The 11,345-nt window shown below is 65.0% G+C and carries 10 protein-coding genes; 6 read left to right on the top strand and 4 right to left on the bottom strand.

The features are described 5' to 3' along the window. Positions 1-138: 138 nt before the first annotated feature. A complete protein-coding gene (locus tag ACK41X_RS20460; protein WP_409727112.1) occupies positions 139-1,044 on the bottom strand; it encodes a DMT family transporter in 906 nt (301 codons plus the stop codon). Between the two features lie 152 nt (positions 1,045-1,196). Here ACK41X_RS20460 and ACK41X_RS20455 point away from each other — a divergent pair, with 152 nt between their 5' ends. The 6 genes from ACK41X_RS20455 (at position 1,197) to ACK41X_RS20430 (ending at position 6,525) form a co-directional block, all read left to right on the top strand. Next, positions 1,197-1,490 carry a DUF1244 domain-containing protein gene (locus ACK41X_RS20455; RefSeq protein WP_409727109.1) on the top strand — a complete coding sequence of 98 codons (294 nt, stop codon included), beginning with the start codon at positions 1,197-1,199 and terminating at the stop codon, positions 1,488-1,490. Between the two features lie 403 nt (positions 1,491-1,893). Further along, on the top strand, positions 1,894-2,667 hold the full coding sequence (locus ACK41X_RS20450) for a ferredoxin--NADP reductase (protein ID WP_409727106.1): 774 nt from the start codon (positions 1,894-1,896) through the stop codon (positions 2,665-2,667). A 129-nt stretch (positions 2,668-2,796) separates the two neighbouring features. Beyond that, positions 2,797-5,508 (top strand): bifunctional acetate--CoA ligase family protein/GNAT family N-acetyltransferase, encoded by a 2,712-nt coding sequence (locus ACK41X_RS20445; RefSeq protein ID WP_409727104.1) that lies wholly within the window; start codon positions 2,797-2,799, stop codon positions 5,506-5,508. Positions 5,509-5,686: 178 nt separating this feature from the next. Continuing rightward, the gene (locus ACK41X_RS20440; RefSeq protein ID WP_409727102.1) at positions 5,687-5,896 is read left to right on the top strand and encodes a hypothetical protein; all 210 of its coding nucleotides are present in this window, start codon (positions 5,687-5,689) and stop codon (positions 5,894-5,896) included. After that, complete coding sequence (locus ACK41X_RS20435; RefSeq protein WP_409727099.1) at positions 5,896-6,114, top strand: hypothetical protein; 219 nt, start codon at positions 5,896-5,898, stop codon at positions 6,112-6,114. Before ACK41X_RS20440 ends, ACK41X_RS20435 begins: the two co-directional genes overlap by 1 nt. Before the next feature lie 132 nt (positions 6,115-6,246). After that, entirely contained in the window at positions 6,247-6,525 is a 279-nt protein-coding gene (locus ACK41X_RS20430; RefSeq protein WP_409727097.1) for a DUF2312 domain-containing protein, read from the top strand. A 74-nt stretch (positions 6,526-6,599) separates the two neighbouring features. Here the strand turns inward: ACK41X_RS20430 and ACK41X_RS20425 are convergent, their stop codons facing one another. The 3 genes from ACK41X_RS20425 to ACK41X_RS20415 form a co-directional block, all read right to left on the bottom strand. Beyond that, positions 6,600-8,228, bottom strand: coding sequence for a DUF882 domain-containing protein (locus ACK41X_RS20425; protein ID WP_409727094.1), 1,629 nt, complete (start codon positions 8,226-8,228; stop codon positions 6,600-6,602). Positions 8,229-8,461: 233 nt separating this feature from the next. Continuing rightward, the gene (locus ACK41X_RS20420) at positions 8,462-10,429 is read right to left on the bottom strand and encodes a murein L,D-transpeptidase (RefSeq protein WP_409727091.1); all 1,968 of its coding nucleotides are present in this window, start codon (positions 10,427-10,429) and stop codon (positions 8,462-8,464) included. A gap of 151 nt (positions 10,430-10,580) precedes the next feature. Then, the coding region (locus ACK41X_RS20415) for a sigma 54-interacting transcriptional regulator (RefSeq protein ID WP_409727088.1) at positions 10,581-11,345 on the bottom strand (765 nt) is incomplete at its 5' end.

Here is an 11,345-nt window from a genome sequence, read left to right as displayed (position 1 = left end):
CAGGATCAGCTTTCCGGATTGCGGAGCGTCCGGCAGAAGCTGCGGCAGGCAGCGTGACGGATGCGCAGCCGCGATCGCGGTCCGGAACAGGTCTTCGAGAAAGTCACGGTGCGAGGTCATGGTAGAGTCACGGCAAAGTCACGGTAACGTTCCGGGTGCGGGATGGCGTGGCCGGGCGATGAAGATTCCGGCGAGGATGAGCACACCGCCCGCCCATTGCATGATCGAGAGCGCTTCGTGCAGCACGACGTAAGCCAGCAAGGCGGCGGCGACCGCTTCGAGGAAAATCACGAGCGATGAAAACGGCGCCGGAAGCGTGCCGAGCGCGAACGCAAGCAGGCCCTGCCCCGCGACCTGCGAGATCAAGGCGAGCGCGATCAGCACCGCCCATCCGTGCATCGATTGCGGCAGCAATCGCGGCTCCATTGCAAAGGCGACGACGAAGAGGATGACGGTTGTGATCGCGGCGGAGACGAAGGACAGTGTGCCGGCGCCGATGTCGCGCCGCGCAGCGCGCAGGGCCAGCATGTATCCGGCGAAGAACACGGCGGTGACAATGCCATAAAAGTCGCCGGTCAGGCGTTCAGGGGCAAAGCCGTAGCTGTGGCCGACCAGCACCGCGCCGCCGAACAGGCACAGCATCAGACCGGCAATGCCGCGCCGCTGGATACGCTCGCCGAGCAGGGACCAGGCGCCGATGACGACAAAAAGCGGTGCGGTGGTGGCAAGGAAGGTGGCGTTGGCGACCGTGGTCGCAAGGATGGCGAGATGCCAGAAGAACAGGTCGCCCGCGAACATCAGGCCCGACAGCCAGACGCTGCGGTTGTTCAGCGGGGACCGCTGCGCTTTCGGCTCCATCGCGGCCCAGACGGCCAGGAAGGGCAGCGCCAGCGCCGTGCGCCAGAAGGCGCTGGCAAAGGGGCCGACATCGGCCATCCGCACGAAGAGCGGCGAGGCTCCCATCGCGATGGCGCCCACGACCAGTGCGGCAAGGGCTGTGCCCTCGCGGCGGCGTTCGGCGAGTGAGGCTGCGGGCAGGGACATGGACGGCCGGTTTGTGCTCAGTGCGCTTTTATGGGCTCGCCGCGGCCAAGTCACCCGTCACCCGGTCATCCACCCTGGGCCGGCTGCCGCCGCAATGGCAATCCCGTCCGGATGGTCCTATCTTCCCAAAAAACGACGCCACGAGGTTCCAAATGGACGAAAAGACCCGCCTTGAGCTTGAAGCCGCGGCCTTCCGCCGTCTGGTCGCGCACCTGCGCGAGCGCACCGACGTACAGAATATCGACCTGATGAATCTCGCCGGTTTCTGCCGTAACTGCCTCTCGAACTGGATGAAGGAAGCTGCCGATCAAAAAGGCATTCCGCTGTCGAAGGACCAGAGCCGCGAGGCAGTTTACGGCATGCCCTACGAGGAATGGCGCGCCAAATATCAGAAAGAGGCCACGCCCGAGCAGAAGGCGGCGTTCGAGAAGTCCCACCGCCACTGATGGCGCCGCAGGCAGGGCTGCCGGACTTTTGATCTTTTCGAATCGGGGGGCTCTGCCTAGATTCGATGCATCGTTAACAACCGAAAGGAGGTGATCCAGTGTCTCATTGTCTATCGCCGCAGACGCGGAGGCTTGTGAACTGGTCCCTCGGCTCGTTCGAGGACGCGACTGCCTGACACGGCAGAAACGACCAGTCCGCGAAACCGGGCTGCGGTTTGACAATGGAAGGGCCGTCCGAAAGGGCGGCCCTTCTCCTTTTGGCGGGCCTCGGAGAATGTTTGGCCTGCGCCATGCACATTTTGCAGATGTCCTTTGTTTTGTTCGAGAATCCGCGATTTTTGGGGTGCACAAGCGTTGATTTTTTGCGATGCAGCGCCGTTCCGTCCCGGCTTCTGGAAACAACATGAGTGCACTCAACAGGGAACAGGTTCTCTCGGTCCGGCACTGGACCGACACGCTGTTCAGCTTCACCACCACCCGCGACGCCGGCTTCCGCTTCCAGAGCGGACAATTCGCCATGATGGGCCTCGAAGTCGAGGGCCGGCCGCTGTTGCGCGCCTATTCCATGGCCAGCGCCCATTACGAGGACAATCTCGAATTCTTCAGCATCAAGGTGCCCGACGGCCCGCTGACCTCGCGGCTGCAGAAGATCCGTGAGGGCGACATCGTTCTGGTCGGCCGCAAGGCGACCGGCACGCTGATCCTCGACAATCTCCTGCCCGGATCGCGGCTTCTGCTCTTGTCTACCGGCACCGGCCTTGCGCCCTTCGTCAGCCTGATCAAGGACCCGGACGTCTATGAGCGCTACAATAGCATCGTGCTGGTGCATGGCTGCCGCCAGGTCTCCGAACTCGCCTATGGCGAGGACGTGGTCAAGCGGCTGCGCAAGGACGAGATTTTCGGCGAGATGCTGGACGGCAAGCTGCACTATTACCCGACCGTGACGCGCGAACCGTTCCGCAATCGCGGCCGCATCACCGATTTGTTGTCAACCGGACGACTGTTCGATGACATGGATCAGCCGCGGCTCTCGATCGATACCGATCGCGTCATGTTGTGCGGCAGCCCGGCGATGCTGGAAGACCTTCGGGTGATGTTCGAGGCCGAGGGCTTTGCCGAAGGCAACCACAGCGAGCCCGGCCATTTCGTGGTCGAGAAGGCTTTCGTCGAGCGCTGATCTCCCCGGCGGGGTGAAATTTTATTTGCGTTGAAGCGCGGCAAATCCGCACGATTGATTCAGGTCAGGGATCGCGGCGCGATCGGGTAGCATGGGTCTGTCTGAGGATTCACGCACCCGGCCGTTTCCATGTCCATCTATGGATTGACCCGCGCCTTCACGCCGCAATCGATAGCGATTGTCGGCGCCAGTCCGAAGCCCAAGACGCTCGGCGGGGCGGTGTATGCCAATGCGATCGCGGCGGGCTTTGCCGGCCGCATCGATCCGGTCAATCCCAACTATGGCGAGATTGGCGGGCGGCGCTGCGTCGCCTCGCTTGATGGGCTCGACGCAGTACCCGACCTCGTTGTGATCGCAACGCCGGCGGCGACGGTGCCGGCAATCGTCGAAACGGCGGCGCAGCGCGGATCAGGGACCGCCATCGTGCTCAGCGCAGGCTTGGGCCATGGCGAAGGTTCGCTCGCAGAACGCATGCATGCGCCGGCGCGGGCGCGCGGCTTGCGCATCATCGGCCCGAATTGCCTCGGCGTGATCGCGCCGCATGCCGCGCTGAATGCGAGCTTCGCCGCCGTCATGCCGGAGCGCGGCGCACTTGCGGTGATCTCGCAATCCGGCGCGATTGCCGCCGCCATGGCGGAATGGGGCATGCGGCACGACATCGGCTTTTCCGCCATCGTTTCGCTCGGCGATCAGCTCGATGTCGATGTGGGCGACTTGCTCGATTATTTCGCGCTCGATCCGGCGACGCAGGCGATCCTGCTCTATGTGGAGTCCGTGAAGGAGAGCCGCAAATTCATGTCGGCGGCGCGGGCTGCGGCGCGGGTGAAGCCGGTGGTTGTCATCAAGTCCGGCCGCCATGACGAGGGCAAGCGGGCCGCAGCGACGCATACCGGGGCGCTGGCCGGATCGGATGCGGTCTATGACGCGGCATTCCGCCGCGCCGGTCTGCTGCGGGTACAGGATATGGCAGAACTGTTCGCGGCCGCACGCACGCTGGCGCATTATCGCGGCATCGAGGGCAACCGGCTCGCGATCCTGACCAATGGCGGCGGCTTCGGCGTGCTCGCGGTGGACAGCCTGGTCGATCAGGGTTATCGGCCCGCCGGGCTTTCGGACGAAGCAACGGCGCGGCTCGATGCGGCGATGCCGCCGATCTGGTCGCGCGCAAATCCGGTGGACATCATCGGCGATGCCGATGCGCAGCGCTATATCGATGCGCTCTCCGCACTGATTGACGATCCGCAGAACGATGCGATCGTCGTTCTCAATGTGCAGACCGCGCTCGCATCCTCGCTCGATACCGCAAAGGCGGTCAGCGAATTTGTGGTCCGCCAGCGTTCGCGCAACGTGAAGACCAAGCCGGTGCTGACGTCCTGGCTCGGTGCGCCCGCCGAGATCGAAGCGGTGTTCCGCACGGCGCATGTGCCGCATTTCGCCACCGAGATCGAGGCGGTCCGCGGCTTTGCCCATCTGGCAAGGCGCGGCGATCTGCTGAAGTCCCTGATGGCGCGGCCGGCCGCGGCACCCGACGATTTCAAGGGCGACGAGGCCGCGGTGCGCGCCATCGTGGATGCGGCGCGAGGCGACAACCGCGACTGGCTCGATCCGTTCGAAACCGGCGCGGTGCTGCGCGCCTATGGCATTCCCACAATCCCGCTGCGCAAGGCCGCCGACCCGGATGCAGCGGCGCAAGCCGCGCACGACTTGCTTGCCGATGGCTGCCCTGTTGCGGTGAAGATTCTGTCGCGTGACATCCAGCATAAATCCGATGTCGATGGTGTCCGGCTCAACCTGACCAGCGAAGCCGATATTCGCAAGGCCGCGCAGACCGTGATCGCCAATGCGCGGCGGATCAAGCCGGATGCGCGCATCGAGGGAGTGTTCCTGCAGCCGATGATCCTGCGGCCGCGGGCGCGCGAGCTGATCGCCGGTCTTGCCCGCGATCCGATTTTCGGCGCGGTGATCGTGTTCGGCCATGGCGGGGTTGCGGTCGAGATCGTCAAGGACAAGGCGATCGCGCTGCCGCCGCTTGACGAGCACGGCGCACAGGAACTGATCGGCCGCACCCGCATTGCGCGCTTGCTCGAAGCGTACCGCAATGTGCCCGCCGCGCGCCGCGACGAGGTCGCGCGCGTGCTGGTCCGGCTGTCGCAGCTTGCTGCGGACATTCCCGAAATCCTCGAAGTCGACCTGAATCCGCTGCTGGCTGACGAGCAGGGTGTGGTCGCGCTGGATGCCCGCATATCGATCGATGTCGCGCCGAACGCCGCAGGCCGGCCGCGGCATGCGCATTTCGCCATCCGGCCCTATCCAAAGGAATGGGAGCGCAGGCTGGATTTGCGCGACGGCCGTACGGTTGCGGTGCGGCCGGTACGTCCCGAGGACGAGCCGCTCTACGAGGACTTCTTCCGGCGCGTCACGCCGGAAGACATGCGGCTGCGCTTTTTCGGACTGGTCAAGGATATCGGCCATGCCTTCATCGCGAAACTGACGCAGATCGATTACGGCCGCTCGATTGCGCTGCTCGCCCTCGATGAAAGCGGCGCGCTGATCGGGGTGGTGCGGCTGCATGCCGATCCCGATCACCGCACCGGGGAATATGCCATCCTGCTGCGTTCCGATCAGAAGGGTCACGGCCTCGGCTATGCCTTGATGCTGCTGATCATCGAATATGCGCAAAAGGAAGGGCTGTCGCGGATCCACGGTCAGGTGCTGCGGGACAATGCGACGATGCTGACGATGTGCCGCGAACTCGGCTTTTCCGTCGAAGAAGACCGGGACGATCCGGGCCTGGTCGCGGTGTCGCTCGATCTTGCGACAACCCGCACGGCGCCGAGCTGATATTCTGAAAATTAGAAAATGACGTCGTGCGTCTGGCGGCAAGCCTGCGGCGCACCGCGCTGTCGCGCGACACATTATCGGCGGATTGTTGCACGACACAGAAGCCAAGGGGCGCTCCATTTTCAAGACGCACAACGAAGCCGTTGTACAGGATGCGGCAGAAGCCGCCGGAGCCATCATGTCATCTGCGAGATTTTCGTCGCCGTTGCGCGACGGCGTTCAGCGTCTGGACATCACCACGCGCGTCACTCTCGCCGTGCTCGTGCCGGCAAGCGGCGTCTATACCTATCTCGGCGTCCGCGACCTGTTGAACGGCAACGCGACCATCGTGTTCAGATTGGTCAGCGCCGTACCGTCATCGCGCGCGGGCGGCCGGCGCGGGGGCTGATGAACCGCCTGATGCGCGATCTCGGGCCGATCTCCGAGGCGCCGGCCTTTCCGCTCGCAGCCGGTGCGATCGCGCCGCTGCGCGCCAGGGCCGAGGCTGCAGGCTCGGGCGATTTCACGCCGCTATGGTCGGGTCAGGCGGCGGCGCTTGGGGTCGAGATGACGGCCCGTGCGCTGATGGAAAAACGTGTTCGCGAAGCGAAGACCCTGCTTTCCTGAACGCAACATATTCTTTCAGATTTGAGGCTTGGGATCGACGCCTGTGGATGACGGGCGCAGCGGCAATGGATGCTTGACCCTCAGGCGGCCGCTCCCGAAAACAAGCGCCCAGACACAAGGAGAAACGTTGCAATGCCCGCGTCCGCCGCCGCCCAGAACGATGACGCGTCCTTCCGCTTCGCGAAGGATCAGCTCAAAGCCTTCGTCGAGCGGATCGAGAAGCTTGAAGAAGAAAAAAAGGCGATCGCGGACGACATTCGCGATGTCTACGCCGAATCGAAGGCCAACGGCTTCGATGTGAAGGCGCTGCGCCAGATTATCCGGCTGCGCAAGATCGAGCCGGCCGAACGCGAGGAACAGGAATCAATCCTGGAGACCTACATGCATGCGCTCGGCATGCTGAAGGCCTGACCGGCAGCGGAAGGTTTTGCGCGATACGCTGGCGATGTTGTCGGGCGCTGTGACGACGAGGGGCGGCGAGCCGCCTATCGCGCCTGTGCGCTGCCAACAGGCGCAAGGCTTGCCGTCGTCAGAAACTGGATGGCGCGGCCCTCGAAACGAACCGGCGAAGGACCGCTTTGCGGCTCGCCGCCAAATCGCATGACCACCAGGGTCGATGGCGCGCGCAGGAACGGCTGCAGCGTGCGGAAATCCGGCGCTCCATAGAGCGTCGTTGTCATGAAACGCGCAACGCTCGGGGTCACGATCAGGGCGCGCATCCACGGGCCGTCGAAACGGCGATGCGCGGCCCTGGCCTTTTTCGAGGCCGGCGGCGCCGATTGTACGAGGGTGGGCGTATCCGGGCTGCCTTTGGCGGCGATGGTTGTGTTGGGCGCCACCGCTGGGACCGCACGCGCGGCCTGCATCGCGGCCGGGCGGGCGCGTTGCGGCGACGGCTGCGGGTCAATATCCCGCGCATAGGCCATCATCAGGTCGCCGGGCCTACCCTCACCGAATCCGGGCGGCGCGGCGAAGGGGCCGATGGAGCCGGTTGCAGTCTCACCTGGCAAATCAGGCCGTCCCGACCAATAGCCCCGGGAGAGAATGACGTCGTTTGGCGTATTGGCCGCGCGCCCTGCGCTGCCGGGGATCGCTGCGGGTGGACGCGGCGGCTGGAATTGCGCTGAGGCGATCTGAAGCGGCATCTGCGTCGCGGCAGGGGCGTCGGCGGGCCGGGCCTTCGGCAACGGCAGCGTGGCGGCTGCATCGGCGGCGGGCGCAGCGCCGGCGGACGAGACCTCGGTCTGTGCGCCTGCCAGCGGGTTTTCGCGTCCGCGCGGCGCGATTGGCGCCGGGAAGGCGGCGGAGGCAACCTGCGTGGTTTTGGTCGGTTCGTCGTCATCCTGATCCGCAGCTGGCTTCGGCTTGATGCCGAACAGACGCGCCAGCGGATTGGAGCCGGTCCTGGCCGCATTCGCCCCGCGATTCTGCAGATCGGCCTGGGCCAGCGCATAGCCGCCAAGCGGTTTGCCGTCGAGCGGCAAATGCACCGTGCGGCCGTCCGGGAACACCCGGGCCAGCTGCTCGCGGGTCATGCGCGGCCAGTGCCGCACGCTGCCGACGTCCATATGCACGAATGGCGAGCCCGAGGACGGATAGAAACCAACGCCCCCGCGCTGGAGCCTCAGACCCGCTTCGCGCACCTTTTCGAGCGGCACCCCAGGGATGAAGAAATCGAGCGCCTTGCCCTCCATGTGCAGGGAATGGCGCGCCACGCCGTTCGAGCGCCGGCGCAACATCTCGTTGGTGCGCGGCGAGCGATACGACGAAATGACGTGGACCTTCTTGTCGATGCCGAACTCGCGCTGCACCTCCCAGACCGCATCGAAGAGCTGCGGGTCCATGGTGGTGACGTCGTCGGTGCGCCAGTCGCGCAGGAAATGATTGAGCTTTTTCAGGCCGTCGTCGTCGTAGCGGCCGTTGCGCTTGAAGGTGACGGTGATTTCGTCGCCGCGATGCACGTGGTGCATCGAGATGGTGCGGGTGTCGCCGTTGGCGACCGCGGTGTGCAGGCCCTCGGACCCCAGCATCGTGAGGATCGCCGCGAGCGCGAGGCGCTGCGTAACGCGCTGAGCAGTCCCCCCTCTGGCCTTGCGCGCTTTACCGACTGGCACGAAGCATTCCGTTGGCTGTTGACACGAGAAGCAGGCGGTCCGCGCTGCGGCGCAGCGTGGCTAACGCACTGTTACGAGGCTGGGTTAACGCGAGATTATCTTCCCCCGACGCGTTGTCGCGATTGTGATAAGATTTGACTGTGGCGAAATATGGCCTTGTCCCCAATCACAAAACCGCCCGCCAACTGGATGGTTAACGGGCGGTCTGGAACGTCCTGCCCCGGCGCCGGTAGTTACGGGAACAGCCGGCCGAAGAAGCTCTGAACCGGGTCGCCCTGGACCACGCGGCGTCCGCTATTTCGCGAGGAAAACCAGTCGGCGAACGGGCTTGCCTCACGCATCTGGTAGCGCAACTGGTCCGCCGGAATGCCGGTTCCAGTCGGCCGGGTGGCCTGGGCGACGTCGGCGACGCGGCGCTCGCTGGATGACTTGAGGATCGCGATGTGCCGGGCATCGTGGCCGTAGACGTCGGCGAATATCCGCAGGTTTCCGGCTTCGTCGACCACGGCCGTTTCGTAGGACTGATGCACCGGTATGGCGGTCGGGAAGTTGATGTTGATTTCCGACGGCCCGTACATCGAGCGCAGACGCTCGGCGGTGTATTTCTCGTTTGGCAGCGTGATCGACAGCAATTTCTCGGCATAGACCAGCGGGTTCTCGACCCGCATGCAGCCATGGCTGTAGGCCCGCCGGTCATGGGCGAACAGGTGCTTGTCCGGCGTGTCGTGCTGATACACCAGGAACTTGTTGGGGTAGTTGAAGCGGATGCGGCCGAGCGCGTTCTTGTCGCCTGGCGGCTGGAACATGCGCACGGTGCCGTCGCGGTTCTGCTCCATGCGCAGGCCGAGCTGGGCCAGCGTCGCCGGATCCTGCCGCAAGGCCGGGAGATAGCGGTTCGCGATCAGCGAGGGCGGCACGTTCCAGGTCGGATTGACGGTGATGAAGCGCATCGAGCCGGTCATGATCGGGGTCGCCTGCTCGGGCTTGCCGACCACCACCTTGGTTTCCCAGTTCAGCTTGCCGTCGCGGAACAGGCGCAGACGGTATTCGGGAATGTTGAGCAGCACGTAGTTCCTGCCGAGATCGCGGCCGAACCAGCGCCAGCGGTCCATATTGGCAATGATGATGTCGACGTTGCGCTCGCTCTTGGGTGCCGCATTCAGCGCGCGGAAGGTGGCCGGACCGGCAATGCCGTCGGCGGAAAGCCCGGCGCTCTGCTGGTAGGCTCTCACCGCATCGGCCACAGTCTGATCGTAGACCGTGGAGGTCTCGTCGCCTGCGACCTTCAGGCGCTTGCGCAGCAGCGGCACGCGCGGGTCGCTGATATTCAGCTTCATGCTCGGACCGTCCGGAATCCGCACGATCTCCTCGGCCGGCGCGTCTGCCTTGCCGCGCAGTTCGGCAAGCTTCGCCTTCAGCCGGCGATATTGCGGATGCGGCGGCTGGAAGGAATCCAGCGTCGCCTTAAGATCCTTGGAATTGGCGATTTCCTTGAGGATATCAGCCGGATCGGGCGCCTCGCGTTCGAAGCCAATGTCGTTGTGGACGCGCGAGTAATGGACGCGGCCCATCGAGGCATGGCGGGCATATTGCAGAAGCTCGCCGGCCAGGCGCAATTCGGCTTCCGCCAGCGCATCGAGATCGCCATCCTTGAAGGACGGGATCTGGTAATCGTCAGGCTCCAGGCCGTGCTCGTCGACGCGCTGCAGATAGGCGATGGCCTTGTCGGCGGCTTCGGAACGCTTGCCGTTCGCAACAAAGATCGGCTCGTAGTTGCGCTCCTTGTAGAAGGCTTCGGCGCCGGTGCGCTCGTTGCGGCGGGCGAAATAGCGATCCGCATTGCGGCCGGTGATGAGCTCGCGCAGCTTGTCCGAGAATGCCTGGTCGGCGACCGTCACCGCGGGCTGGGCGGCGGGTTCGGAGGCGGGCGCTGCGGCCGGCTGCGCCGTCTCCGCCGCCGGTTCTGCGGCGGTGGGCGCAGCGGTGGCGGGCTCGGCACTGGGCGGGGCGATCGACTGGGTAACGAGCGGCTCGGCCGATGCGCTGACTGAGACGGAAGCCGGCATTGCCGCGTCGCTCCGGCCTTCGATCCGGACCACTTCTTCCGGGCTCACCGACTGGGACGACGCCGGTACGGTCATTCCAAGAACGAGGGCAAGCGCGGAGCTCGCCAGAATGCGGTCAATGCGGTGGCCGCGCATTACAATCTCCCAAGCCGAGCCCCGAGCGGAGCACAAATATCATCGATTGCAGGCATCTTAACGGCAACGCCGCAACAGAAGCGAATTTTTGCCGCGGCGCAATCTTGCTGCGGCAATAACGCCCTCGCGACCGGCGTTATTGGCCGAAATGTTACCCCGCAGCCACGGGATCGTTCCCGCCCTCAGGGATTTGGCCCGGCGACTCAAGCCCTTCGAGCTTCCGGTAGAGGGTGGACCGCCCGATTCGCAATCGGCGCGCGACTTCCGACATCTGGCCGCGGTAATGGGCTATCGCAAAGCGGATGATCTCGGCTTCCAGTTCGTCGAGCGGGCGAATATGCGCGCCGTCGAGCAGCGCCAGCCGGTCCGGGGCAAAGGACGGCGTCGGATCAACCACCAGCGCGAGGTCGCTTCCGCCGCGGGCGGCGGCCTCGTCCGGCACCAGCGTCGCCGCGTCCGAGGCGTTTACGACGGAATCGCGCGCCGCGATCTGTGGAAATTCCTGAACCCCGATCTCCTCGCCATCGGCAAGCACCACGGCCCGGAACACGGCGTTCTCGAGCTGACGGACATTGCCCGGCCAGCGCGCATGATTGAGGAGCGCCATGGCCTCGCCGGAGACTGCCTTCACCGTCTTGCCTTCCTCGGCGCAGAAGCGAACCAGGAAATGCCGGACGAGGTCGGGGATGTCTTCAGGCCGCTCCCGGAGAGGCGGGACAGAGATCGGAAAGACATGCAGCCGGTAGAACAGATCCTCGCGGAACCGGCCGGACTTCACATCGGCGATCAGATTGCGGTTGGTCGCGGAAATCACGCGGACATCGACCGGCAGGCTCCTGCGAGCGCCGATCGGCTCGATTTCGCCTTCCTGCAGCGCACGCAGCAGCTTGACCTGTGCCGCGGGCGGCAATTCGCC

Origin of the sequence: Pseudorhodoplanes sp. (assembly GCF_046289595.1) — a bacterium.
In the GTDB taxonomy this organism is placed as follows: Bacteria; Pseudomonadota; Alphaproteobacteria; order Rhizobiales; family Xanthobacteraceae; genus Pseudorhodoplanes.
The sequence above is the reverse complement of the archived record's forward strand: the minus strand, read 5'-3'. Positions and strand labels throughout refer to the sequence as shown.

Bases quoted from the DNA above. Each gene is read 5' to 3' on its own strand.
- ACK41X_RS20430 (WP_409727097.1), top strand. From the start codon at position 6,247: ATGCCCGCGTCCGCCGCCGCCCAGAACGATGACGCGTCCTTCCGCTTC.
- ACK41X_RS20420 (WP_409727091.1), bottom strand. From the start codon at position 10,429: ATGCGCGGCCACCGCATTGACCGCATTCTGGCGAGCTCCGCGCTTGCC.
- ACK41X_RS20455 (WP_409727109.1), top strand. From the start codon at position 1,197: ATGGACGAAAAGACCCGCCTTGAGCTTGAAGCCGCGGCCTTCCGCCGT.
- ACK41X_RS20440 (WP_409727102.1), top strand. From the start codon at position 5,687: ATGTCATCTGCGAGATTTTCGTCGCCGTTGCGCGACGGCGTTCAGCGT.
- ACK41X_RS20435 (WP_409727099.1), top strand. From the start codon at position 5,896: ATGAACCGCCTGATGCGCGATCTCGGGCCGATCTCCGAGGCGCCGGCC.
- ACK41X_RS20450 (WP_409727106.1), top strand. From the start codon at position 1,894: ATGAGTGCACTCAACAGGGAACAGGTTCTCTCGGTCCGGCACTGGACC.
- ACK41X_RS20445 (WP_409727104.1), top strand. From the start codon at position 2,797: ATGTCCATCTATGGATTGACCCGCGCCTTCACGCCGCAATCGATAGCG.
- ACK41X_RS20460 (WP_409727112.1), bottom strand. From the start codon at position 1,044: ATGTCCCTGCCCGCAGCCTCACTCGCCGAACGCCGCCGCGAGGGCACA.